The 26982-nt window shown below is 36.9% G+C and carries 25 protein-coding genes and 1 tRNA gene; 4 read left to right on the top strand and 22 right to left on the bottom strand.

Features of this window, described 5'->3' with window-relative positions; genetic code table 11:
* Nucleotides 1-104 precede the first annotated feature (104 nt).
* Nucleotides 105-1028 carry a Fic family protein gene (locus WMO14_RS00965; protein ID WP_349153120.1) on the top strand — a complete coding sequence of 308 codons (924 nt, stop codon included), beginning with the start codon at nt 105-107 and terminating at the stop codon, nt 1026-1028.
* Between the two features lie 387 nt (nt 1029-1415).
* Nucleotides 1416-1754 (top strand): helix-turn-helix domain-containing protein, encoded by a 339-nt coding sequence (locus WMO14_RS00960; RefSeq protein WP_349153119.1) that lies wholly within the window; start codon nt 1416-1418, stop codon nt 1752-1754.
* Here WMO14_RS00960 and WMO14_RS00955 read toward each other — a convergent pair.
* The 3 genes from WMO14_RS00955 to WMO14_RS00945 form a co-directional block, all read right to left on the bottom strand.
* On the bottom strand, nt 1738-2316 hold the full coding sequence (locus WMO14_RS00955; protein WP_022502024.1) for a QueT transporter family protein: 579 nt from the start codon (nt 2314-2316) through the stop codon (nt 1738-1740). The two genes, WMO14_RS00960 and WMO14_RS00955, sit on opposite strands and share 17 nt — an antisense overlap.
* A 265-nt stretch (nt 2317-2581) precedes the next feature.
* The gene (locus tag WMO14_RS00950; protein ID WP_022502025.1) at nt 2582-4069 is read right to left on the bottom strand and encodes a UxaA family hydrolase; all 1488 of its coding nucleotides are present in this window, start codon (nt 4067-4069) and stop codon (nt 2582-2584) included.
* Between the two features lie 265 nt (nt 4070-4334).
* Nucleotides 4335-5849 carry a tagaturonate reductase gene (locus WMO14_RS00945; RefSeq protein ID WP_022502026.1) on the bottom strand — a complete coding sequence of 505 codons (1515 nt, stop codon included), beginning with the start codon at nt 5847-5849 and terminating at the stop codon, nt 4335-4337.
* 585 nt (nt 5850-6434) lie between these two features.
* Here WMO14_RS00945 and WMO14_RS00940 point away from each other — a divergent pair.
* On the top strand, nt 6435-7439 hold the full coding sequence (locus tag WMO14_RS00940) for a LacI family DNA-binding transcriptional regulator (RefSeq protein ID WP_055174496.1): 1005 nt from the start codon (nt 6435-6437) through the stop codon (nt 7437-7439).
* A 21-nt stretch (nt 7440-7460) separates the two neighbouring features.
* Entirely contained in the window at nt 7461-8867 is a 1407-nt protein-coding gene (gene uxaC / locus WMO14_RS00935) for a glucuronate isomerase (protein WP_349153118.1), read from the top strand.
* Nucleotides 8868-9040: 173 nt separating this feature from the next.
* On the opposite strand, the gene WMO14_RS00930 is transcribed toward uxaC, so the two are convergent.
* From WMO14_RS00930 to WMO14_RS00840, 19 genes are all read right to left on the bottom strand, one after another.
* Entirely contained in the window at nt 9041-9598 is a 558-nt protein-coding gene (locus WMO14_RS00930) for a hypothetical protein (protein WP_022502029.1), read from the bottom strand.
* 2 nt (nt 9599-9600) lie between these two features.
* Nucleotides 9601-10365, bottom strand: coding sequence for a PilZ domain-containing protein (locus WMO14_RS00925; protein ID WP_349153117.1), 765 nt, complete (start codon nt 10363-10365; stop codon nt 9601-9603).
* Nucleotides 10366-10638: 273 nt separating this feature from the next.
* Nucleotides 10639-11382 (bottom strand): YebC/PmpR family DNA-binding transcriptional regulator, encoded by a 744-nt coding sequence (locus WMO14_RS00920; protein ID WP_022502031.1) that lies wholly within the window; start codon nt 11380-11382, stop codon nt 10639-10641.
* 68 nt (nt 11383-11450) lie between these two features.
* Nucleotides 11451-12815, bottom strand: a complete 1365-nt coding sequence (locus tag WMO14_RS00915; protein ID WP_349153116.1) for a putative bifunctional diguanylate cyclase/phosphodiesterase — start codon at nt 12813-12815, stop codon at nt 11451-11453.
* Nucleotides 12816-13009: 194 nt separating this feature from the next.
* Nucleotides 13010-13429 (bottom strand): HIT family protein, encoded by a 420-nt coding sequence (locus WMO14_RS00910; RefSeq protein WP_022502033.1) that lies wholly within the window; start codon nt 13427-13429, stop codon nt 13010-13012.
* A 121-nt stretch (nt 13430-13550) separates the two neighbouring features.
* On the bottom strand, nt 13551-15635 hold the full coding sequence (locus WMO14_RS00905) for a polyribonucleotide nucleotidyltransferase (protein WP_055174490.1): 2085 nt from the start codon (nt 15633-15635) through the stop codon (nt 13551-13553).
* A gap of 212 nt (nt 15636-15847) precedes the next feature.
* Nucleotides 15848-16114: a 30S ribosomal protein S15 gene (gene rpsO / locus WMO14_RS00900; RefSeq protein ID WP_022502035.1), complete on the bottom strand. Its 267-nt coding sequence runs from the start codon at nt 16112-16114 to the stop codon at nt 15848-15850.
* Nucleotides 16115-16341: 227 nt separating this feature from the next.
* On the bottom strand, nt 16342-17268 hold the full coding sequence (locus WMO14_RS00895; protein WP_022502036.1) for a bifunctional riboflavin kinase/FAD synthetase: 927 nt from the start codon (nt 17266-17268) through the stop codon (nt 16342-16344).
* A 31-nt stretch (nt 17269-17299) separates the two neighbouring features.
* On the bottom strand, nt 17300-18208 hold the full coding sequence (gene truB / locus WMO14_RS00890; RefSeq protein WP_055174488.1) for a tRNA pseudouridine(55) synthase TruB: 909 nt from the start codon (nt 18206-18208) through the stop codon (nt 17300-17302).
* A gap of 23 nt (nt 18209-18231) precedes the next feature.
* Nucleotides 18232-19185 (bottom strand): DHH family phosphoesterase, encoded by a 954-nt coding sequence (locus tag WMO14_RS00885; protein ID WP_349153115.1) that lies wholly within the window; start codon nt 19183-19185, stop codon nt 18232-18234.
* 13 nt (nt 19186-19198) lie between these two features.
* A complete protein-coding gene (gene rbfA, locus WMO14_RS00880; protein WP_022502039.1) occupies nt 19199-19573 on the bottom strand; it encodes a 30S ribosome-binding factor RbfA in 375 nt (124 codons plus the stop codon).
* An 85-nt stretch (nt 19574-19658) separates the two neighbouring features.
* A complete protein-coding gene (infB, locus tag WMO14_RS00875) occupies nt 19659-22583 on the bottom strand; it encodes a translation initiation factor IF-2 (RefSeq protein ID WP_349153114.1) in 2925 nt (974 codons plus the stop codon).
* A gap of 56 nt (nt 22584-22639) precedes the next feature.
* Nucleotides 22640-22924 carry a L7Ae/L30e/S12e/Gadd45 family ribosomal protein gene (locus WMO14_RS00870; RefSeq protein WP_055175047.1) on the bottom strand — a complete coding sequence of 95 codons (285 nt, stop codon included), beginning with the start codon at nt 22922-22924 and terminating at the stop codon, nt 22640-22642.
* 13 nt (nt 22925-22937) lie between these two features.
* The gene (gene rnpM / locus WMO14_RS00865) at nt 22938-23213 is read right to left on the bottom strand and encodes an RNase P modulator RnpM (RefSeq protein WP_082421562.1); all 276 of its coding nucleotides are present in this window, start codon (nt 23211-23213) and stop codon (nt 22938-22940) included.
* A 20-nt stretch (nt 23214-23233) separates the two neighbouring features.
* Entirely contained in the window at nt 23234-24457 is a 1224-nt protein-coding gene (nusA, locus tag WMO14_RS00860; protein WP_349153113.1) for a transcription termination factor NusA, read from the bottom strand.
* Nucleotides 24458-24495: 38 nt separating this feature from the next.
* Nucleotides 24496-24960 (bottom strand): ribosome maturation factor RimP, encoded by a 465-nt coding sequence (gene rimP / locus WMO14_RS00855; RefSeq protein ID WP_022502044.1) that lies wholly within the window; start codon nt 24958-24960, stop codon nt 24496-24498.
* Between the two features lie 121 nt (nt 24961-25081).
* Nucleotides 25082-25153, bottom strand: a tRNA-Glu gene (locus WMO14_RS00850).
* A gap of 169 nt (nt 25154-25322) precedes the next feature.
* Nucleotides 25323-26090, bottom strand: a complete 768-nt coding sequence (locus tag WMO14_RS00845) for a carboxymuconolactone decarboxylase family protein (protein WP_349153112.1) — start codon at nt 26088-26090, stop codon at nt 25323-25325.
* 28 nt (nt 26091-26118) lie between these two features.
* On the bottom strand, nt 26119-26982 hold the full coding sequence (locus tag WMO14_RS00840; protein WP_022502046.1) for an aldo/keto reductase: 864 nt from the start codon (nt 26980-26982) through the stop codon (nt 26119-26121).

The raw sequence follows: 26982 nt of genomic DNA, 5'->3' as shown, positions 1-26982 counted from the left end.
CTACCAAATTAGTGAAATTATATTGCTTTCAATATCTAAACATTAAATATTTACAAATCTAAATATATATAATATACTATGTATGTACAGAAAGGTGGTATTCTATGATTTCATACAAAAAATTATTTCTACTAATGGAAGAACAGGAAATCACAAAAGAAAAGCTAAAAAATAAAATTGGAATTTCCTCAGCAACTATGGCAAAACTCTCCAAAAATGAAGATGTTTCAATGTCAACAATTCAAAGTCTTTGCGATTTTTTTGACTGCCAGCCCGGTGCTATTCTGTCATATGAAAAAGAAATTGATAAAAATACTACTCTTTTCAGACTTCGTGAAGAAATGGAAATGAAACTAAAAGGGGGTCTATATCATCAGACCCAGATACGCATAGCTTATAATTCAAATCATATGGAAGGAAGCCGGTTGACAGAAGAACAGACACGAAGTATCTATGAAACAAAGACTATAGGTATTACTGATGGCGTTGAAAAAGTAGATGACATCATAGAAACTGTTAATCATTTCAGATGTTTTGATTATATTTTAGAAATTGCGGATAAAGAACTTTCCGAAGATATTATAAAACATATTCATCTCTTATTAAAAAGCGGAACAACGGATAGTCAAAAAGAATGGTTTGCAGTTGGCGATTATAAGAAACGCCCTAATGTCATTGGTGATATGATTGAAACAACACACCCTTCCAAAGTCCCCGCCGCTATCAAGAGTCTATTAAAAGACTATAGGGAAAACAGCAATATAACCTTTGAGGATATAATTGATTTTCATTATAAATTTGAAAAAATACACCCATTTCAGGACGGAAATGGACGTGTTGGCAGACTTATAATGTTTAAAGAATGTCTGAAAAATAACATCTGCCCTTTTATTATTGATGATACTATGAAAGATTATTATAGACGAGGCTTAAATGAATACAATGATGAAAAAGGTTATTTACTAGAAACCTGCCGTGCCTCGCAGGATGAATATAGGAAATTGTTGGAATATTTTGAATATATTTAAAAGAGCGATGTCATTAAATAGCATATAACATATACCCCTAGATTTTGAAACACTTTAAAATCTAGGGGTATATTATAAAATGCGCTTGTTATTAATACATTTTTATTTGTGTACACTAATCATTCCACAAAGGCATTTTACGATAGTTATAACCGTCAAATAAGAAATGATATTCGCTTCCATCAGGATATACAACAATCCATTGCTGTGTCTTTGCAGTAATTTTTCCACTTGTTTTAGGATATCTTATCTGTATGCTTCGTAAGATATCATTAGATACATCATTATTATTTCCTGCTAATTGTGATTGTTCGTCTAACTCCGAAGTTTCTTTCGCGGCTTCTGTGTCATCTTCTTGTTGCTACACCAGATAATATGAAGGATATAATGATAGAACAGGATGTACTTGACAGGATACAACAATTGCTTACATTTAAACATTGGTCTTTATACAAACTAGCTAAGCAATCTGATATTCCATATTCAAGCCTTAATAACATTTTTAACAGGCAAACCTGTCCTACTATGGTAACTTTAGAAAAAATATGCCACGGTTTTAATATAAGCTTATCCGAATTCTTTTCTTTTGAAAGCAATCCTTTAAGAAATGAATTACTTTCCGATGATGAAGAAGAATTACTTAACACCTATAAAGAATTATCTGTTCAAAATAAAAAATTACTCAAAGCATATCTTGACGGTCTATATCTTACTCCACGCCCTTAAATATCACGTTTCTCACCGGATTAAGTGCGAATAAAAGCAACATTCCAATAACACCACACACTATGAATTCACTTGCTCCGATTGTCACAAAGAACATAGCAAATACGCCCTCTGAACCATAAGCATATCTTAATACAAATGGTACTATAAGTGTATTCGCAATAATCGGTGGTAATGGTGCAAGCCACTTATTCTTCCTTAACGCATAAGTTCCTATTGCACCAATAAGTGTCGCAATACTTCCAAATATTATATCCCATATAGCCGCACCGCCTAAGATGTTAGATAACAGACAACCTACGAACAATCCCGGTATCGCCGCTGGTGTAAAATATGGCAGAATTGTAAGTGCCTCTGCTATTCTGAACTGTATAGGTCCGAAGCTGCAATAGTTAAACATAATAACAAGCACAACATAAAGTGCCGCAATCACGGCCGCCTGTGTAATAAACGCAACCTTAAACTGTGCACTTTTAGTATTTCTATTACCGCTGTTATTTTTATTATTATTTTCAATAATATCTTTATTCTTATCCTCTTTACCTTGATTTAATGTATCCATTTTATTCTCCTTTAGTTTTGTTTTATGTGTGGAAGGTTTCGAACACACATTACTGTAATCTCTGCATATATGAAACATATCACTGACACATTCCGTATAAACAGCATTCACAGACACATTATAAGACGGACAGAAATGTAAATATCTGCCCGCCTTAATCTTATATGTCACTATATTTATATGCTGTTATTCAGAGCCACGCAAAATCTGAAAGATACACAACTGCCTCTGAAAAACAATTAACACAATCCTTAAAATTTGTTAATTAGAGAGTTACACCCTGCTTAAAGATAGCTAAATCGTGGAAGCCAGCGATTTCAGCCTTTACCTTCTTACCAGAAGCAACATCTAATACAAGCTGGAAGAGTTCCTTAGCTGCATCTTCAAGTGGAAGGTCATCTGTTACAATTCTTCCTGCGTTGAAGTCTATCCAGTTGCTCTTATTGCCAGCAAGTCTTGAGTTAGTAGCAATCTTTACTGTAGGTACTGGTGATGCAAATGGTGTTCCACGTCCTGTTGTGAAAAGAACCATCTGTGCTCCTGCTGCTGCACAAGCTGTTGAAGCAACAAGGTCATTACCAGGTGCACTAAGAAGGTTAAGTCCCTTATCAGATACTCTTTCACCATAAGCTAATACACCCTTTACAAGTGATGAACCAGACTTCTGTGTACATCCAAGTGACTTATCTTCAAGTGTTGTGATACCACCATCCTTGTTTCCTGGTGATGGATTCTCATAGATTTCCTGACCATTCTTGATGAAGTATTCCTTAAAGTCATTGATAAGGTGAACTGTCTTCTCGAAAAGTTCCTTGTTAGCACATCTATTCATAAGGATAGTCTCTGCACCGAACATTTCTGGAACTTCTGTAAGGATAGTTGTACCACCCTTAGATACGAGCATATCTGAGAAAAGACCTACTGTTGGGTTAGCTGTGATACCTGATAAACCATCAGAACCACCGCACTTCATACCAACGATAAGATGCTTAGCACTAACCTTTTCTCTCTTAAATGTAGCAGCGTAAGACATAAGTTCCTTCATAATACCTTCAGCAGCTTCCTGCTCATTTTCTACATCCTGAACCTGTAAGAACTTAACTCTGTCTGGGTTAACTTCACCGATATAATCCTTAAGAACTTCAATACGGCTGTTCTCGCAACCAAGACCAAGTACAAGTACTGCACCAGCATTAGGATGGTTGATAAGGTCAGCAAGTACGTGTCTTGTATTCTCCTGATCCTCTGTTACCTGTGAACATCCGTATGGATGTGGGAAAGCAACAACTTCATCAACACCTTCTGGCTTGTTAGCTCTTGCTGTAGCTTCGATTGCTCTTGCTATTGAATTAACACAGCCAACTGTTGGGATAATCCATACTTCATTTCTTACACCAACTGTACCATTTTCACGCATATATCCTTCAAAGAACGCTTCCTCTGTTGGCTCAACGTCCTTATGTCCTTCTGGATTGTATGTGTATTCAAGAAGTTCACCGAGAGCTGTCTTTAAGTTGTGTGTATGAACCCAGCCACCAACTTCAATATCAGACTGTGCGAAACCGATTCTGAAACCATACTTTATAACTGCATCACCCTTCTTGATAGGCTTGATAACAAACTTATGTCCCTGAGGGATATCTTCTATTGTAGTAACTTCTGTACCAGCAACATTAAGTGTTGTGCCCTTAGCGATTGGCTTAAGAGCTACTGCAACATTATCATCTTTATTAATCTTAATAAAATCCTGCATAACTACCTCCTGTAATTAATATAATCTCTATGTATCATTAACCACGTACATCATAGAATTATGAAATTCAATGATTACATTCATATCATAACATTTTTATTATAACAATAAAAGGGTATAAATACACAATACCTCTTACATAACTTAAGGGCGGATGAAAAAGAACACCCGCCCTTATTAATGCTTTAAAATACGATATAAATCAATGCCGAAACTTATATTCAGCTAAGGCTTATAAATACTTTGCTGCAAACTGCCAACGCAATTATGCTAACTTTTCATCATCAAGAGCTAAATCGTTAACTACAGCTCTCATGCCTCTTTCTCTGATATCTGTAATATATCCTGTGATAACTTCTTCAAGGTCAAGAACCTTAGTAAGGTCTTCGCCACCGAAGAACTTAGTATTGCTTAAGTAAGCATGTGCGAATTCAGCTGGTGTCTTACCAGAGTTATCTCTGAAGAAATCAAGTACAGCCTTATCATCTGTGATGTTGTACTCTTCACCGTTTCTGTCACCCTTTAATACAATACCACCGTTGAACTCAGCTTCTGTCTGTGATGTATAGAAGCTCATAAGTGCTGCGATAGAGAATGTAAGGTACTTAGGAAGCTTGTTAAACTTCTTAACGTATCCTAAGAATGAAGGAAGACATCTAGCTTCCCACTTAGATACAGAGTTAAGTGAAATGCTTAATAATCTGTGATCTACGAATGGGTTAAGGAATCTGTCGATAACAGCCTTAGCGAATTCTTCACAATCTTCCTTAGAAAGTGAAAGTGTAGGAATAACTTCATTGTAAAGTGTTTCTTCCATATACTTTCTGATAACTGGATCCTTCATAGAGTTCTCTACGTTATCGTTACCAGCAAGGAATGATGCTAATACGAATGATGTATGTGAACCATTAAGGATTCTTACCTTTCTTTCCTTATATGGATGATGATCCTTTGTAAATACTACATTAAGTCCAGCTTCCTTGAATGGAAGTTCCTTCTCAAGCTGTTCAAGTGGAAGGTTAGAATCACTTTCTACAACCCAGAGACCGAATACCTCAGCTCTGTCGATAAGCTGATCTTCATAGCCCCACTCTTCGCAAAGCTTAGCAGCATCTTCTCTTGGATAACCTGGAACAATTCTATCAACAAGTGTTGGGCAGAATGAGCAGTAATTGTTAACCCAGTCCTTGAATCCATCTTCAAGACCCCAGAGTTCTATAAACTTCATAATGCACTTCTTTAATTCGATACCATTATCAGCGATAAGTTCGCAAGGAAGTAAGATAAGTCCCTTATCTGCTGCTCCGTTGAACTTCTGGTATCTCTTGTAAAGAAGCTGTGTAAGCTTACCAGGATATGTCTTAGGAGGACGAGCATTAGGATCGTTATCTGTCTCGTCAAATACGATACCTGCTTCTGTTGTATTAGAAACGATAAATCTAAGTGTTTCACTTGTACCATATTCAATGTACTTGTCATAGTCTTCGATAGCTGCTACAGCATCAACAACAGATGTAATCTGACGTGTGATTTCCTTAGGCTGTCCATCTACGAAACCTCTTAACTGAAGTGTGTACTGGCATTCCTGATCGTGGAATCTTTCAAGTGTACCAAACTCGATTGGCTTAACGATAACAACACCACCATTAAAATCTGTCTTTTCGTTAGTAACATCGAAGATATAATCTACGAATGCTCTAAGGAAGTTACCTTCACCAAACTGCATAACCTTTACAGGTCTGTCAACTGCATGTGTAATACTCTTGTTTAATCTCTGCATATTATTCCTCCATTCCGCCCACTTTAAGGGCATCTCAGCTCCACGCAGGGCGTAGACACTGACTATGAAATATCCCAGTGTTAATTAAAAAAATATTAAGATATTCCATATTTAACATTATTATAGCGCAGTATCACTCAGCTTTGCCGGACTACGCATTCTTAACCAGTAAATGGTATCCAAAGCGTATGTAAGCGCTTTCATTATCTTTCACAGATTATGATATACTTAAAAACATTTTTAGTCAATACTTATTTTTGTATACATTATTGTCTGTTAAATTTAATTATCAGTTATTGTTCTTCACTCATTACTAAACAATTGCACAACTCTTTAATGGTAATAATTAAGTACAATAAAAATACACTTTACATACTTGCTTTTATAATAATACCATTGTATAATCAGTTTATCAATATGTAAGTGCTTACATTAAGTGTTTTTTATGATATTTTACTACTTTTATAATTACACAATTCTGTTAATTATAATTATTCATCATAATTAATGGCCTAATGATCAACTGCACCTATATATTACATTAATGCAAGCGTTGTCCAGAGCTTACAAGAATGAGGTTAATTTATGAATATATATGATGTTTCCAATAAAGCAGGAGTATCTATTGCCACTGTTTCCCGTGTTCTTAATGGTAATGCCAAAGTATCATCAGCTACAAGAAACAAAGTATTAGATGCTATGAAAGAGCTTGATTATACACCAAATGTATTTGCAAGAGGCTTAGGACTTAATACAATGAAGACCATAGGTATAATGTGTATTGACTCCTCTGATATTTACCTTGCTAATGCTGTATATTATCTTGAACAGGAATTAAGAAAGCATGGTTATGACTCCATACTCTGCTGTACAGGTAAGGATTATACTAATAAGAAGAAATATCTTGAACTCCTGTTAAGCAAAAGAGTTGACGGCATAATACTTGCCGGTTCACAGTTTGTTGAGAATACCAATATCCACAATAATGATTACATAATTAATGCAGCTAAGGATATACCTATTGTCTTAGTGAATGGATACCTTGATGCACCTAATATATATTCTGTTATGTGCAATGATGAAATTGCCATATATAATGCAACTAACCTCTTGATTAATAATGGACATCGTAATATAGTCTACTTATACACAAGCAAGTCATACAGTGGTATGAACAAATATGCAGGATATATAAAAGCTTTGAAAGAAGCAGACATTTCACTTCCTGAAGATTACAGACATCTATGTGGCAAGAACATTTCGCACGCCAAGGAATACCTTAATTATCTTTATAATAAAGGTATCGAATTTGATGCTGTAGTAACCTCTGATGACTCACTTGCAGCTGGGGCAGTTAAATATGCACACGCCCACTCTATCAGTGTTCCTGATGAGCTTGAGATTATAGGGTTTAACAACTCGGTTCTTTCCATATGCACTGAACCAGAGCTTACATCTATTGACAGCCACGTTGAACAGCTTTCAACTAAAGCAGTAGATGTTCTTATGAAGGTATTGTGCGGTGAATCTGCTGATAAACACAGCATTATCACTGCTGATATTATAAAACGCAATACAACACATTTTTAATTCACAGGAGGATTAAGAACTATGAAACAATTCATGGACAAAGACTTTTTACTTTCAACACCTACAGCACAGCATCTCTTCCACGACTATGCTGACAAGATGCCTATCGTTGATTATCACTGTCATATCAACCCTAAGGAAATCGCAGAAGACAGAAAGTTCGAGAATATTACACAGGTATGGCTCGGCGGTGACCACTATAAGTGGCGTCAGATGAGAACTAATGGTGTTGATGAGAAGTATATCACAGGTGATGCTTCTGATCGTGAAAAGTTCCAGAAATGGGCTGAAACACTTGAAATGGCTATCGGTAATCCACTTTACCATTGGAGCCACCTTGAACTTCAGAGATATTTCGGTTACAACGGTATCTTAAATGGTGATACAGCCGAAGAAGTATGGAATCTTTGCAACGCTAAGTTACAGGAAGATTCTATGTCAGTTAGAAATCTTATAAAGCAGTCAAATGTTAAATTAATCTGTACAACAGATGATCCAGTTGATTCACTTGAATGGCACAAGAAGCTTGCAGAAGATGATACATTTGATGTACAGGTACTCCCAGCCTGGAGACCTGACAAGGCTATGAACATCGAAAAGCCTGAATATCTTGACTACCTTAACACATTATCAGATGTAAGTGGAATCAAGGTTAACTCTTTTGCTTCTCTTATGGATGCTTTAAGAAACAGAATGCAGTTCTTTGATTCAATGGGATGCTCAGTATCTGACCATGCTCTTGAATATGTTATGTATAAGCCATACACAGATGAAGAAATCGAAGCTTTATTTGCTAAGAGATTATCTGGTAAAGCTATCACAACAGAAGAGATGAACAAGTTCAAGACAGCATTTATGGTATCTGTTGGTAAGGAATACAACAAGCTTAACTGGGTAATGCAGTTACATTATGGTACTATCCGTGATAACAATGTATTTAGATACAATCAGTTAGGACCAGATACAGGATTTGACTGTATCAATACTTATGACTGCTCAGCAGAGATGGCTCAGTTCCTCAACGCTCTTAACAGCACAGATGAACTTCCAAAAACTATCATCTACTCACTTAACCCTTCAGTTAACGCTGCTATCGGAACTGTTATCGGATGCTTCCAGGATTCTAAGGCAGTTGGTAAGATCCAGCAGGGTTCAGCCTGGTGGTTCAACGATCATAAGGTTGGTATGACTAACCAGATGACAAGTCTTGCCAACTTAAGCTTACTTGGCAACTTCATTGGTATGCTTACAGATTCAAGAAGCTTCTTATCTTATACAAGACATGAATACTTCAGAAGAATTATGTGTGAACTTATCGGTGGATGGGTTGAAAATGGTGAATACCCTAACGATGAAAAGGCTCTTAAGAAGATTGTTGAAGGCATATCTTACAACAATGCAGTTCGTTACTTTGGTTTCAACTTATAAAATTAAGCACGGACAAATAGTATTATAGACATTCATTTGTTAATAATATTAAACTAAAATCCGCTGTATATTGAAATGTAAAATCAATATACAGCGGATTTTTATATCTTTAATCCTTAAGGTCCTTCGTCAAAAGCTGACAAAGAGTCTTAGGGATTATTCTTTTTGTTTCATTATTTCTTATCTTTTCTTCTCATTGCAACTGGCTTTCTTGATACATTCTTCATCTCGCTCTCATCAAGTGTATGCATCTTGCCATTGTAATCCATCTTATGCTTTGGCTTCTCTCCAACATATACCATAGATGAATTATCCCTGCTAAGCTTAGCTGAACACTCCGGACAAAATCTTCCGTATCTTATCTCTGCACCGCACATCTGGCACTTAATATACGAACCAGAACCATCTGGTATCTCAATACGGCCCTGATATAAGAACTTCTGTATAGTCTTAACGCTTACACCTGTTGCATCAGCTATTGTGACTGCATTCTGTGGTCCGTGCTTTTCAAGATAATCTCTTATCTTGCCAAATTCAGTAAATTCTTTATTACCACATTTAGGACATTCATATACCTCTCCATATGCATATATCATTCTCGTGCCACACTTAGGACATTCCTTAAGCATTGTATAATGCTCATCAAGTTCTGCCCTCATATTAATCTTCATCTTTTCGTCGTCATTGATATTCTGTCTGTTGTCAACAACTCTTTTATTATTATTCTCCAATTTTACCCCTTCTTTCTTTTACCCTGTTTCTTACTGTCCTGATTTGCCTGTGCTGCCTTTAGTGCTGATTCATATTGTGTAGGTTCTCTTAAAGACCTCTTTAGTGCTTCCTTATTAGATTCCCCTGAACTACGTGAACTACGGCTTGCAGCAAGGAACTGTCTTTGCTTCTCATTGATATAACGTGCCACATCAATATTGCAGGATGTAAGTGTACAGCCATAGATAATCTTCTTCTCACCTGCTGTAACCTTTCTTACAATATTTCCAATAAGGCTTATACCTGTCTTCATATCATTAAACACCAGTCTTACAGGAAGATTCTCTGCATCTATATCTTCAATTTCAACAAATGAGAAACCATTCTCACTTATATCCTTAAGAATAACATTAACAGCTTTCTTATTAGAACCTATCTGGACAACCGCTCCCAGACCAAGAAACAATCTAAACGACTCTCTTCGGTTCATCTCAAATCCTTCCCCTGATGCAACTATCTTGTATACATTCTTTCCATTATTCTGGACAGTCGTTATTCCGACACCTTTCCATACTATAGGATTCTTTTCTTCTCTTAAATATATTAAATTAACCATCAAATGCCCTTCACTATTAAATGATAGTATCTTACCATCTATCCTTATCGGCTGAGCATATATATAATTCACTCCTGATTCTACACACTGTGAGTGAAATTCCAACTTTCTTTCCTTAAGACTGACCTCAATAGTTAAATTACCTTCAGCCGGAACTTCCTTAATTATCATTAATCATCTCCAGAAATATATAAATATCCATATATTCAATTAAACGTAATCAAAAATATTTAATTAAATAATAACATTTTTCACGCTTATTGAAAAGTTGTTTTTTGACATTTTAGACAACATTTTAGACATTTTCCACACATTCTATTGGAATTTCCTATTACATAAAATAAAGACTGCTAATATATACTAACATACCAGCAGCCTTTTTATCATAAACACATATAACCATAAAATGATATATAATCATCTAATGGCTACGCTATATTGTTATTATTCCTCGTCCTCAATTGGCTCGTCCCAATTGTGGTATACATTCTGAACATCATCTTCTTCATCAAGAAGTGCTAATATTCTTCTCATCTTCTTAATATCATCTTCTGATGTGAGCTCTACCATTGTCTGTGGAATCATTGTAACTTCTGCTGAAGCAAATGTAATTCCTTCGTTAGAAAGTGCATCACTTACTGTGCCAAAATCATCTGGAGCTGTAGTAATCTCATAGCTGTCTTCTTCTTCATTGAAGTCATCTGCACCTGCATCAAGGGCAATCATCATAAGATCATCTGCATCCTTATCACAATCTTCCTTAGCAACGATAATCTGTCCCTTGTTATCGAACATAAATGATACACAGCCAGGTGTTCCTACATTACCGCCACCCTTAGTGAATGCATTTCTGATGTTAGAAGCAGCTCTGTTTCTATTGTCTGTTAATGCCTCAACTATAATAGCTGTTCCGTTAGGACCATATCCTTCATATGTAACTGATTCAAAGTTAGACATATCTGTACTTGCAGCCTTCTTAATAGCTCTTTCAATTGTATCATTAGGCATATTAGCAGCCTTACACTTAGTAACAACCTGTCTTAACTTACTATTATTATTAACATCAGGTCCACCTTCTTTAACGGCAACCATAATCTCCTTACCAAGTCTTGTAAAAATCTTACCCTTAGCAGCATCATTTGCAGCTTTCTTATGGGCTATGTTAGCAAATTTTGAATGTCCTGACATTTTATTTCTCCTTTAATCTACTTATCTTCTTATTTCTAATCTAAAATACGCCGACAAATATTCTATCACTATCTGGCTGAATTTTCAAGCAATTTAGCAAATTCTTCAATAGGCATAGGTTTATAATAATAGTAGCCCTGTGCATACATACAGCCATTCTCCTTTAAGAAATCAGCCTGCTCTTTTGTCTCAACACCTTCTGCAATCATATCTATTCCAAGTTCATTAATCATTCTTATGACATTGCCAAGAAGTACTTTTCCTTTATCTGTTGCTATATCATCAACAAAGGTCTTGTCTATCTTAACTTCATCTACACGCTCGCTCTTTAACATTCCAAGAGAAGAATATCCCGAACCGAAATCGTCCATTGAGAACTTAAAGCCATATCCCTGCAATGACTGAACCTTCTTAAAAAGACTGCCCTCTTCCTTAGTAAACGCACTTTCTGTTATCTCTAGCGGAATATACTTAGGATCTATACCATATTCACCGGCCATATTCTTTAAATTCTCTGTGAACTTTTCCTGATATACATGCATTCTTGATACATTAACTGATATAGGAACTGGTTCAATACCTTTATCTTCCATCATCTTAATACAGGCACATACTTTGTTCCATATAAAATTATCCACATCAATTACATATCCATTCTTCTCAAGAACAGGTATGAACTGGTCAGGATATATCATCTCCTTATCGTTCTGCCATCTTACAAGTGCCTCTCCGCCAATAATATGCCCATTGTGCATATTAACCTTGGGCTGTACATATGCTTTTATGTAGTCATTCTTAAGTGCCGGAAGCACATCATTTTCTATCTTCTTCTCCAAAAGCATAGACTCACGCATAGCATTATCGTAAAACTCATATGTCTTAAACACCTTGCCCTTAATCTTCTTAATCGCAAGATCTGCGTAATCACACATAAGGCTTACATCCATATTATTATGATTAATACATATTCCAAATGCGGGAAGAACTTTGCACTGTATATTATACTGGTCTATTCTGCTCTTAATCGAATTAACAATATCAATAAGCTCCTGCTTGTCATCAAATGATGTGCATAACACAAATATGTCAGCCCTGAAATGACCTGCAACACAGAATTCCCCCTCATAATCACAAAACAATCCTGATATGTACTTAAGCAGCTTATCCGCTTCTTCACGTCCACAAAACTCATTAACTGTCTTAAAATGGTATATATCCATTCTTATAACAGCGAACTTCTTATCACTGTTATTCTTCATAAGTTCATTAGCTTCATAAAAGAATGCCTTAATTCCATATAGACCTGTAAGCGGCGATTCATTCTTCTTAGCGTTAAGATCAGCCATCTTCTTCAACGAATAAAGATATAATTCATCACTCACAATCTTAGAATTTGTAGTATTATCTTTAGTATTATCTCCCGCATTTCCCATATTAATCTCCGTTCCTACATCTTTCTATAAATGTATATCAAGATTACTTATTGCAAATTATATCATATTACATTAAAAAAAGCAAAAAATATTGTGATATTGCATAAATTTTATACCAATATCACAATATTTTGTATGCATTCTTATATTTTCTGCAAAAGCAGCAGAATTATATGTTAAAACACCACTTAATCTTAAAGGTTAGCTTTAATCTTCTCAATCATAGCAGCATATTCTTCATCTGTAAGGTATTTCTTATCTGGATTCATAAGGAATACTCCACCCCATTCATATTCGTCCTTATACTTAGGACAAAGGTGGAAGTGAAGATGATGTCCTGTATCTCCATATGCACCATAGTTAACCTTATCTGGGTTAAACGCTTTCATAATTGCTCTTGCAACTCTTGCAACATCCTCAAAGTAAGCTGCTCTTTCTTCTGCTGTAAGCTCGTTCATATCACCTACGTGCTTCTTATGCGCAACGATACATCTTCCCGGATGACTCTGCTCCTTGAAAAGATATACCTTAGATGTCTCTAATTCGCATATCTTAATACCGAACTTTGCAACAAGTTCACCTTCCATACAGTATGCACAATTCTGATCTACCATATCTGTATCCTCCTTATAATTAAAATCACTATAAATAACTAATAAGCAGTCAAGCCAGCAGGTCAAACTGCTTATCAATTAATATCTTTATATATCAATTATTAAATGTCTGAACTATCAATTATTCAGCATCTTTGATGGAGAAGCTTATTCTTCCCATCTTATCCTTACCCATGCACTTACACTTGACAACGTCACCAAGAGTAAGAACATCTTCTACCATATTAATTCTTTCCTTAGAAATCTTAGAAATGTGAACCATTCCTTCCTTTCCAGGTGCGAACTCAACAAATGCACCGAATTCCTTAATACTTACAACTTTACCTTCGTATATCTTTCCTTCTTCAAATTCATCAACAATAGTTCTGATATACTTCATAGCCTTATCCATACCAGCCTGGTCAACACCACATACTGATACAAAGCCGTCATCTGTGATATCAATCTTAACACCACATTCTTCGATGATGGCATTGATAACCTTACCACGCTGTCCAACAACTTCACCAATCTTAGCCGGATCAATTGTAGTCTGGATAATCTTAGGTGCGAATTCACCTACAGTCTTTCTTGGTTCAGCGATAGCTGGCTTCATACAAGTATCCATAATGAAAAGTCTTGCTTCTCTTGTTCTTCTTATAGCTTCTTCTACGATAGGACGTGTAAGACCATGAATCTTAATATCCATCTGGATAGCTGTTATACCTTCTGTTGTACCAGTTACCTTAAAGTCCATATCTCCGAAGAAATCTTCAAGACCCTGAATATCTGTAAGAACAACATAATCATCATCTGTATCACCTGTTACAAGGCCACAAGAGATACCTGCAACCATACTCTTAATTGGAACACCAGCAGCCATAAGTGACATACAAGATGCACAAGTTGAAGCCATTGATGTAGAACCATTAGACTCGAATGTCTCTGATACAGCACGTATTGCATATGGGAATTCCTTTTCTGAAGGAAGTACTGGAATAAGTGCTCTCTCGGCTAAAGCTCCGTGTCCAATCTCTCTACGTCCTGGTCCTCTTGAAGGCTTTGTCTCACCTACGGAGTATGAAGGGAAATTGTAGTGATGTATATATCTCTTAGTTGTAACATTATCATCAAGTCCATCCACCTTCTGTGCTTCTGATAAAGGAGCAAGTGTTACAACGTCACATATCTGTGTCTGTCCTCTTGTAAACATAGCAGAACCATGAACTCTAGGAATGATATCAACCTCTGCTGCAAGCGGTCTTATCTGGTTGATTGCACGTCCATCAGGTCTCTTATGGTCTTTTAAGATCATCTTGCGGACAGTCTTCTTCTGATACTGGTAAAGAGCTTCACCAAGTAATGCAAGATATTCTTCATTATCAGCAAATGCTTCTTTCATCTTTTCCATTATCTCATCAATGTTCTTATCTCTAGTCTGCTTGTCATCTGTGAATACAGCAACTTCCATTTCTTCTGGAGATACTACCTGTTTCATAGCTTCAAACATCTCTGCTGGAATAGCACAGCTCTCATATGAGTGCTTTTCTTTTCCAACTTCTGATACAATCTTCTCAATAAATGCAATGATTGTCTGGTTGATATCGTGAGCCATATATATAGCTTCAATCATCTTGTCCTCTGGAATGATATTAGCACCGGCTTCAATCATAATAACCTTCTGCTTAGTAGAAGCTACTGTAAGCTGAAGATCACCTTCCTGCCACTGAGCCTGTGATGGGTTAATAATGAATTCTCCGTCAATCATACCAACCTGTGTCATAGCACAAGGACCGTCAAATGGAATATCTGATATACAAGTTGCAATAGAGGCTCCAATCATAGCAACAAGCTCTGGACGGCACTCTGGATCTACTGCCATAACCATATTATTAAGTGTAACATCATTACGGTAATCCTTAGGGAATAAAGGTCTCATAGGTCTGTCTATTACTCTTGATGTAAGAATAGCATTCTCAGAAGCCTTTCCCTCTCTCTTATTAAATCCGCCAGGTATCTTGCCTACGGCATACATCTTTTCTTCAAATTCAACACTTAATGGGAAGAAATCAATTCCTTCTCTTGGCTCCTTAGATGCAGTAGCTGTTGAAAGTACCACTGTATCACCATAGTGCATAAGAGCTGCTCCGTTAGCCTGTGCACATACTCTGCCGACATCAACTCTTAATGTTCTGCCAGCTAATTCCATTGTGTACTGTTTAAACATAAATTTCCTCGTTTCCGCCTGTTATGGCTTGCTTAATTGTATTAACAGAAAGTCCGAAACAACTCAAAAACCCACTTAATTAAGTACGCTTTTGAGTGGTCTCGGTGAAATCTTTCTGTTATTAGCTTAATAATAAGTAATTACTGCCTGATTTGCAAGCATATTACCAAAAGAAAAAGGCGAAGTTATACAACTCCGCCATAAATAATTAATTACTTTCTGATTCCTAAACGTTCGATTAAGTTTCTGTAACTTTCGATGTCGTTCTTCTTTAAGTAAGAAAGTAAAGCTCTTCTCTTACCAACCATCTTTAAAAGACCTCTTCTTGAGTGATGATCCTTCTGGTTAATCTTTAAATGTTCTGTTAATTCAGCAATTCTTTCTGTTAAGATTGCAATCTGAACTTCTGGAGAACCTGTATCTCCTGCTTTTCTTCCGTAATTAGCAATAATTTCTGCTTTCTTTTCCTTAGATATCATTGTTGATTCCTCCTAAATATTAATCACCTGCCACCAAGCCTGGGGTCGGAGTGTCCCGTATCTGAGTGACGGCTCATACGTTGATAATATATCATAACACCAATATGAAATCAAGTGGATTTACAAAATAATTTCAAGATTTCAAGACATTTTCAAAATTTAATTTTTTCAAAATCACTTCAAAAATATCTTTTCAAAAACAATCTCAAAATATTTCCATTTATCTTTTATTGTATAAGAAACATCTCTTTAGCAAAGCTTGCATCACTTTCCATCTGCTTCTTTAATGCCTCAACATTTTCAAACTTCATTTCCTGCCTTAAGAAATGATAAAGTGCCACCTCAACCCTGTTTCCGTATACATCTTTATCAAAGTCAAATACATTAGTCTCAACGCTCACTTCATATCCATCACTTATTGTCGGCTTAGTACCAAGATTAGTAACACCATAATACCAGACACCATCTATTAATATTCTGGATGCATATACTCCGTTCGGTGGAAGAAGCTTAATCTCTGTAGGATATACATTAATGGTAGGTATCTCTAACTTCCTGCCAAGCTGGTTACCCTTGGCAACAATTCCTGTTATCGAATAAGGTCTGTTAAGGAGCACATTGACTGTCTCCATATGACCTAACTTTAATTCTTCCCTTACATATGTACTGCTTATATCTTTATCCTGAAACTTCTCTTTCTCTACAACAATGGTTTCATAGCCATATTTAGCTGCATTACTTATAAGAAATTCCACATTGCCGCTTCTATCCCTGCCAAAGCAATAATCAGTTCCAACGACAATTACCTTTGCTTTCAATTTATTAATCAATATATCACTTACGAATTCTTCTGGTTCCATATTCATAAGTGTTGTAGTAAATGGATACTCAACCTCGACATCTATTCCATAATTCTCGCATAACATTCTTCTCTCCGAATTAGTAGATAAAAAATGCTGGTTCTTCTGAGGACAGATACTAAGCGGAATTCTGTCAAATGTAAACATAACCGACAAAAGTCCCTGTTCCTCTGCTTTCTCTTTAACTATGGATATAAGCTTCTGATGTCCAAGATGAACACCATCAAACTTGCCAAGCGTTACAGCGCTGGACCTTTCCAGCTTGAAATCCTCCGTTCCGTGTATGTATTCCATACTGGTCTACACCGCCTTTCAGGTACATCATTTATCCTTCATAAAACATCTTCTCAAGGACAAACTGTCCCGCAATATACTGATATATGCCAACAAATGTATTGCCAGAATCATATATCCTGAATTTCTCCATATCAAGAAACTCACAATCTTCATTAACAACCGCTTCTAAAGGAAGCTTATTGCCATTATACAAAAGCTTGTTGTAAGCTTCATCTACTGTAAGTCTGGTATATGACGGAAACATAGAATCAATGCTGATAATATGTTCTTCCATCTCTCCCTTAATCATATAAGCTGCTATCTGATTAAGTGTAAGAGTATCATCAATAAGAAAATCCCCCACTCTTGTTCTTATAAGCTCCATCATACAAGCTCCACAGCCAAGTTTCTCTCCTATATCCTGACACAACGTCCTTATATAGGTTCCTTTGGAGCAGTCTACAGTAATTGTAACCGTCTTAATATCATCTTCAAGGTTAATATCATTAACCCTCAAAGAATTAATCTTTATACGGCGCGGTTTTCTCTCAACCTCTACCCCTGCTCTTGCAAGCTCATAAAGCTTCTTTCCATTAACCTTAAGTGCCGAATACATTGGGGGAATCTGATCATATTCTCCCTCAAAGCTGCTGCAAACTTCCAATATCTGTCTTTTAGTGACATTAACCTCTCTTGTCTTAAGAACAGTTCCCGATGTATCCTGAGTATCAGTAACTGTACCAAGAAGCATTACAGCCTCATAGGTCTTAGTCCAGTCTGTAATCATGGAACACAGACCCGTTCCTTTACCAAGACACACCGGAAGCACGCCAACTGCATCAGGGTCAAGTGTACCGGTATGACCTATTTTTTTCATATGAAGAATTCCACGAAGTTTTGCAACCACATCGTGTGATGTGAAACCTTTTTCTTTGTATACATTAATAATTCCGTTCATACCAACTTAACCTTTCTTAGTGATTACTCCTGTGCATACTGCTGTTCAATTATTTCGCCTATTCTGTTGACGATTTCATATACAGTGCCTTTAGCATTAAAGCCGGCAGCCCTTATATGTCCGCCGCCGCCAAAGCAGGCAGCTATCCTGCTTACATCAATCTCTTTCTTAGAACGAAGACTTACCTTATATTCATTATCGCCTGTTTCATATAAGAATATTGCAACTTCAACTCCATCAGTAAGCCTTAACTGTTCAATAATTCCTCCGAGCTCCCTGCCAGTAACTCCATAGAAATCCATTTCATCTCTTGTCACGCTTGAGAATATACATTTTCCGTCATAAAAAAGCACACTTTCAAGAAGCGCCCTTCCAAGAATCTGGTTCTGTACATAAGACTTCTTATAAAAGCTATTATCTATTATATCAGAATAATCTATTCCCATCTGCATCATCTTTCCTGCTATCTCCATAGTGTGGAATGATGTGCAGCTATATTTGAATACACCTGTATCGTGTATAATACCTGTGTATATACATTCAGCAGTATTCCTGCTTACTTTACCGGCATCAAATGTGTCATAAAGCACTTCACACGCTGAACTCGCTGTTGGAATAACATTATTAACATCTGCAAAACTGTCATTACTTATATGATGATCTATACATATAGTCTTATCCGCATTCTTAAAGCCGTCTGCGAATGGCTCTATTCTGTCTATTGAACTGCAATCAAGAACAATAAATGCATCAAACTTCTTATCCGGCTCAATAACATTTTTTATAGCATCAAAACCATTAAGATATGATAATTTGTCTGATGGCTGTTCAAGATAAACATTTACATCTATATCTGGTGCATTATCCTTTAAATAATTATACAGACCAAGCACTGAACCTGTGCAGTCACCATCTGGTCTTATATGCCCTGTTATACCAACTACTTTTGCAGCACCTAACTCTTTAATAATATTCATATATTACACCTTCTTACTTATTATGACTATCACTATCTTTCTGTGTAACTTCGTCTATAAGCTTAGACATATTAATTCCGTACTCAATTGACTGGTCAAGAATGAACTTGATTTCTGGTGTATTTCTTAAATTCACTGTTCTAGCAAGTTCTCTTCTTATATAGCCTTCCGCACTCTTAAGTCCTGTAATAGTGTCCTTTTGTGACTGCTCATCGCCAAGTACACTTATATATGCCTTACAAGTCTTTAAATCTGGTGCGACCTCAACAGATACAACCGATGTCATCGGATTGATTCTTGGGTCTTTGATTTCACTACGGATTATATTGCTTAGCTCTTTTAATACTTCCCCATTAATGCGGGTATTCTTAACACTATTTTTACGCATATACTCCTACTTTCTAATATATAATTATATCACTGTCAAAACCATATAGTCCAGAAAATTCAATTTTCTGGACTATCGGATAACTCTATCTAGGTACTTCTACCATTATATGAGCTTCTACAAGATCACCTTCCTGAATCTGGCCAAAGTTCTCAAATACCATACCACATTCAGAACCGCCCTTAACTTCCTTAACATCATCCTTGAAATGCTTAAGTGTAGCGATAGGACCTTCGTATATCTGCTCTTTATCTCTTGTAATTCTTACAATTGAATCCTTAGTAATTCTACCCTCTGTAACGATAGCACCGGCAATATTACCAACACCAGAAGCCTTGAATATCTGTCTTATCTCAGCATGACCGATAATCTTTTCCTCATATATAGGCTCAAGCATACCCTTAAGAGCTGCCTCAACATCTTCAATTGCATTGTAGATTACACTGTAAAGTCTTAAATCAACCTTTTCTCTCTCAGCAACTATTCTCGCCTGATTATCAGGCTTAACATTAAAGCCGATGATAATAGCATTAGAAGCAGAAGCTAACACAACGTCTGACTCATTAATATTACCAACGCCGCCATGGATAACCTTAACGATAACTTCTTCATTAGAAAGCTTAACAAGACTCTGCTTAACAGCCTCGACTGAACCCTGTACATCAGCCTTAATAATAAGGTCGAGTTCCTTCATATTACCAGCCTGAATCTGCTCGAACAATGCATCAAGTGATACTTTATGCTTAGTATCATCAAGAAGCTTCTTCTTGCCTTCTGCAATAAATGTATCAGCAATATTTCTTGCTTCCTTCTCACTCTCTGTAGCCATAATAATTTCACCAGCATTAGGAACATCATTAAGACCGAGAATCTCTACAGGCATAGATGGAGTAGCTTCCTTAACTCTTCTTCCAGTATCATCAATCATAGCTCTTATCTTACCATAACAAGAACCTGCAGCAACTGCATCACCAACTCTTAATGTACCCTTCTGTACAAGGATAGTCGCAACTGGACCACGTCCTTTATCAAGCTCAGCTTCAATTACGATACCTCTTGCCTTACGGTTAGGGTTAGCCTTTAACTCATTAACCTCTGCTGTAAGAAGAATCATCTCAAGAAGTTCGTCAATACCTTCCTTAGTGTGAGCTGATACTGGAACAAATGTAGTTGAACCACCCCAGTCTTCTGCGATAAGTTCATATTCTGTAAGTTCCTGCTTAACCTTCTCGATATTAGCATTAGGCTTATCAATCTTATTAACAGCAACGATAATTTCAACGCCCGCTGCCTTAGCGTGGTTAATAGCTTCGATTGTCTGTGGCATAACGCCATCATCAGCTGCTACTACAAGAATAGCAATATCTGTAGCCTGTGCACCACGCATACGCATAGCTGTAAACGCTTCGTGTCCAGGAGTATCAAGGAATGTAATCTTCTGTCCATCGACATCCACCATATAAGCACCGATCTTCTGTGTAATACCGCCTGATTCCTTAGCTGTTACATGTGTTTCCCTGATTGCATCAAGTAAAGATGTCTTACCGTGGTCAACGTGTCCCATAACACAGACAACTGGTGGTCTTGCAACCATATCGTCCTCTGACTCTTCATCTTCCTTAAGAAGTTCTGCAATAACATCAACCTTAACTTCGTGGTCACATATGCAGTTGAACTCAAGTGCTATTTCTTCTGCTGTATCATAATCAACTTCCTGGTTAATTGTTACAACCTTGCCCTGTAAGAAAAGCTTCTTAACAATTGCAGATGGCTGAACCTTCATCTTATCAGCAAGTTCCTTGATAGTAAGGCTGTCTGGTAAAATGAGCTGCTTAATTGTCTCTTCTTCCTTCTTCTCCTGCTTTGGAGCCGGTTTCTTCTCTAACTTGCTGTTAGCAAATTTAAGATTTTCCTTTGCCTCATTATCTTTCTTTCTGTCATTCTTTCTTGAATCATTCTTTCTTGAGTCTGGTCTTCTTGAATCTGGCTTTGTCTCAAAAATGAAATCGTCCTTAGGTGCTGAAGAACCTCTGTCATTTCTTCTCTGACCAGAGAATCCCTGACCATCTCTTCCTGAGCGTCCGCCGTTCTGGCCGTTATTATCCCTGTTCTGGTAACCGCCATTACGGTCATTGTTTCTATCGTTTCTATAACCGCCGTTATTACGGTCATTTCTATAACCATCTCTGTTCTGGCCGTTATTGTCCCTGTTCTGGTAACCGCCATTACGGTCATTGTTTCGATCATTTCTATAACCGCCGTTGTTTCGATCATTTCTATAACCATCTCTGTTCTGGCCGTTATTATCCCTGTTCTGGTAACCGCTATTACGGTCATTGTTTCGATCGTTTCTATAACCGCCGTTGTTTCGGTCATTTCTATAACCATCTCTGTTCTGGCTGTTATTGTCCCTGTTCTGGTAACTGCCATTGCGGTCATTGTTTCGATCATTTCTATAACCGCCGTTGTTTCGGTCATTTCTATAACCATCTCTGTTCTGGCCGTTGTTGTCCCTGTTCTGGTAACTGCCATTGCGGTCATTATTTCTATCATTTCTATAACCGCCGTTATTTCGGTCATTTCTATAACCATCTCTGTTATTTCTATTCTGGTTATTATCTCTATTATTATTTCTATCTCTTGAATCAGTCTTCTGGCTGTTCTGTGGGAAGTACACCTGAGAAATGTGCTTCTTATCTACATCCTTAGATGTGTTTGCTGCTTTAGTATCCTGTGTATTCTGTTCTGACTTATTACCAGTCTTATCCTGTGCCTTAATATTCTTATTCTCCTCTGATTTCACTTGTTTTTCTTCTGCCTTTTTAGGTCCTGATTTATTAGCTGTATTTCCAGCTGCTTTTGTAAACTTACTCTTTACACTGTTTATTTCACTTTCACCAAGTCCGCTCATAGCTGTATATTTCTTGTCAGCATTGCTTAACATATCAGTTATCGCTTTTGATGAAATATTTAATTCTTTCGCCAACTCATGAACTCTCATATTTGCCATTTAACCTCTTTTCCAATACAGGAATAATATTTCTGTATTATTTACACCGATTATCTCTAATCTTGTTTAAAATGTTTCTCAATACTATTCTTAAACCCTTCATCAAGGATTGCGAGTGATGCTCTGAATTCTTTACCTATAGCATGCCCTAAGTCATCCTTATTGCTAAAGAAATACACTGGCACTTTATAATATTCACACATATTCTTAAAATTCTTTTTGGTATTATCAGATGAATCATCTGCTACTATTACCATATATGCCTTATGCTCTTTTACAGCCTTTTCAGTAGAGAACTCACCGCTTGCTACTTTTCCAGCCTTTTGTGCAAGACCTATCATTGATAACGCTCTTTTATTGTCCAAGATTATTCATCTCCTTTTCTAACTCATCATAAACAGATGCATCAACAGCCATCTTAAAAGCCCTTTCAAGTCCTCTTGACTTTCTTGCCTTCTTAAGGCACTCCGCATCAGGACATATATACGCCCCTCTTCCGTTCTTCTTGCCTGTTGTATCTATTATTATCTGTTCATCCTGAGTCTTTAATATCCGTATAAGCTGCTTTTTGTCTTTCATCTCATTACAACCTATACACTGTCTTTGTGGAATCTTCTTTACTGCTGCCAAACTATCACTCTCCAATAATATTATTCTTCTACAACTTCTGTGTCAGAGGCTGCATCTTCGTTATAGTCTTCATCCAATGACATTACATTATCTGCCTGATTGTCATCATATCCTTCACTGTCTTCACCATATACGATTTCTGCGTTGTCTTTATCCATATCAGCAAATGCTTCTGGATCAGCTTCGCTCTTAATATCAATTCCGTAACCTGTAAGCTTAGCTGCAAGTCTTACATTCTGTCCTGACTTACCGATTGCAAGTGATAACTGCTGTTCTGAAACAATTATCTTAGCCTTCTTCTCTTCTTCATCTGCTACTGCTGATACAACCTTTGCCGGGCTTAAAGCATTAACGATTAACTGTGCTGGATTGTCATCCCACTCAACAATATCAATCTGTTCATTGCCAAGTTCATTAACGATATTCTTAACTCTCGCACCATTAATACCTACGCATGCACCTACTGGATCCACATGAGGAACATTAGCTCTTACAGCCATCTTAGTTCTTGAACCTGCTTCTCTTGCGATAGCCATAATCTCAACTGTGCCATCTTTAATCTCTGTAACTTCTTCTTCAAAAAGCTTTTTTACAAGTTCCTGTGACTTTCTTGAAATCTTAACTGATAAACCGCTTCTTTCTCTGTTGCTTACGCTTGCAACATATACCTTAATTCTGTCTCCGCATTTGAACTGCTTATCCTTAAAGTTATCATCTGCCTTAAGAACCGCCTGTGTTCTTCCAATATCAATAGTCATATCACCATTGTCGTTAATTCTCTGTACAACACCTGTAACGATTTCCTTCTCCTTAGCGTGAAGCTCGTTGTAGAGTGCATTCTTTTCCTGTTCTCTTATAGTCTGGACAATTGTATTCTTGGCATTCTTAGCTGCCTTTCTTGAGAATTCTTCTGACTTTACTTCTATAGTAATAACATCACCAAGCTGACAGGCCGGCTTAATCTTTCTTGCATCTGCAAGTGCGATTTCTGTACCAGATACATACTTTCCTTTCTTAGTATCAAGGAACTCTGGAACTTCTACTTCTTCAACTACAGTTCTGTCTGAATAAATGTGGAAATCACCTGTTCTTCTGTCAAGTACTACCCTGCCATTATCTGCCTTGTCAAATTCAGCCTTATATTCGTCCATTAATGACTTTTCTATAGCATCAAACATAATCTCTTTGTCGATTCCATTTTCTTTTTCTAAGGCTTCAATCGCAAGTATCAATTCTTTATTCATCTTCTTATCCTCCATTATTAACAACTTTAGTTATATATCTATTCAACATATGCCCATCTAATCATTGCAAGATTGCTTCTCTCAATCTTTATAAGATTATCATCAACCTCTATTGTAATGTTGTCTTTATCGTATTCCTTAAGAACGCCTGTATATTCCTTTAAGCCTTCAACAGCTTTGTAAAGCTTAATATCTATAAGTTTCCCAATACTCTTTGCATAATCCTTCTCTTTCTTTAAAGGTCTTGTAAGTCCCGGTGAACTCACTTCAAAAATGTACTGGTCAGTAATATAGTTCTCCTTATCAAGTATCTCATTAAAAGCTCTGCTTACAGCCTGACAGTCATCAATTGTAACTCCACCTTCTTTATCTATGTAGACACGCAGATACCAGTCCTGACCCTCTTTAATGTAATCCACATCAAAAAGTTCTACATTATTAGCTTCAACAATTGGCATTATAAGCTTTTCTGTCTTAGCTTCATAATCTTCTCTCTTACCCATTACTACCTCTTTCTTTTAATAATATTCAGTTTTCATTCTGCATTAATCAAACAATAATTATATTGCAAAAACGAAAGAGTGGACATAAAGCCCACTCTTTCGAATCAATTATAACGCAGAATAGCTTATAGGGGAGTCGAACCCCTGTCTTCGCCGTGAGAGGGCGACGTCTTAACCACTTGACCAATAAGCCATATCTTAAGTCTTGCTTTGTGTTAGCTGCTATCGCAAAGCACTTCATTATAATACACGACCCAATGTAATTCGTCAAGCACTTTTTTGAAGAAATTTCAAAAAAATTTAAAATAAATCTTTATATGTGCTGAAAGCCGCTAAAACACTGGGTTCGTGCCTTACATTTTTTATTTAAGCTTGCTATATTGCTCATCTGTCACTGGCTCGCACCATTCATTAGATATCTCCTCGCCAGGTACTTCAACTGCCAGATGTGAGAACCAGCTGTCAGGTGCTGCTCCGTGCCAATGCTTAACTTCTGCTGGAATATTAATGCAGTCCCCTGGATTGAATTCTACAGCCTCTTTTCCTTCTTCCTGATAGTAACCACGTCCAGCTACGCATATAAGAATCTGTCCGCCGCCACTCTTCGCGTGATGTATATGCCAGTTATTTCTACAGCCCGGCTCAAATGTCACATTATAAATCCCCACCTGACTTGTAGATACAGGTGCAAGATAACTCTTTCCTATAAAATACTGTGCATATGCTTCATTTGATGCTCCGATAGGAAATACCATTTCTTTTGCATGTGCTCTCATAGCTTCATCTTCATAAGGCAAATCACCTTCATTTACATTCCACACTTCCTTGGCAAGATTAAATACTGCCCACGCTTTTGGCCAGCCTGCGTAAAATGCAACGTGTGTTATAACAGCCGCAATTTCCTTCTGGGTTACGCCGTGTGCCTTGGCATTCTGCAAATGGAACTTAAGTGAAGAATCTGTAATTCCCATAGACATAAGTGAAACTACTGTTATAATGCTTCTTGTCTTTAAATCAATATCCTGATTGTTCCAGTTCTCACCAAAAAGCACATCATCATTAAAATGTGCAAACTGTGGAGCATATTCTCCCAAAGCTGTTCTTCCTGCTGTCTGTACTATTTTACCCATAACAATCCTCTTTTCTATATTTCTCTAATTAAAGTTTACCGCCATATACTGGGAAGCCACTGCTCTCACCATAATTTTCAATTTTCTTGAAATTCTTAAGAGCTTCCATATCCTCTGCACTGATTTCAAAATTTACTTCTGCATTACTCTTCATATGCTCAGGATCAGCTGTCTTTGGAAGTGCTATTGCTCCAAGCTGTAATGTATATCTGATGCAAAGCTGTGGAATGGTAACACCATATTTATCAGCTATCACTTTAATCTCTGGCTGGTTAAGAATTTCACCGTGTGCTATAGGTGAATATGCTTCTACTACTATTCCCCGCTTCTGGCAGTATTCTACAAGTTCTAATGGCGTGTTGCTTATATGAAGAAGAATCTGGTTAACCATCGGCTTAACCTCTGCTGTTTCTAAAAGACTTTCAATATCACCAATCTGGAAATTAGATATACCAATTGCCTTAAGCTTTCCTTCCTTATAAGCATCTTCCAATGCCCTCCATGCAGCTCTGTTACCTTCTACATATCTGTCATCACTCTGATTAACCTCTAACCAAGGCTGTGGTGAATGAATAATCATCATATCAAGGTAATCAAGTCCCATTTTTTCAAGTGTCTCATCAATACCAGCTTTAGCTTCCTTGTATGTCTTATGTTCAGCGGCAACCTTTGATACTACAAAAAGTTTCTCTCTTGAAACTCCGCAATTACGCACTCCTTCACCGACACCTCTTTCATTGCCATATGCCTGTGCTGTATCAATATGTCTGTATCCAAGCTTTACCGCTTCTTTTACAGCATCTGCAACCTTTGCATCGTCAATAAACCAAGTACCAAGTCCAAGCTGTGGAATTTTCGCTCCATTGTTAAGTGTTAAAGTATTATTATACAT

Origin of the sequence: Lachnospira rogosae (ex Hitch et al. 2025) (assembly GCF_040096455.1) — a bacterium.
In the GTDB taxonomy this organism is placed as follows: Bacteria; Bacillota; Clostridia; order Lachnospirales; family Lachnospiraceae; genus Lachnospira; species Lachnospira rogosae.
This window is presented reverse-complemented; position numbering and strand designations above follow the sequence as displayed.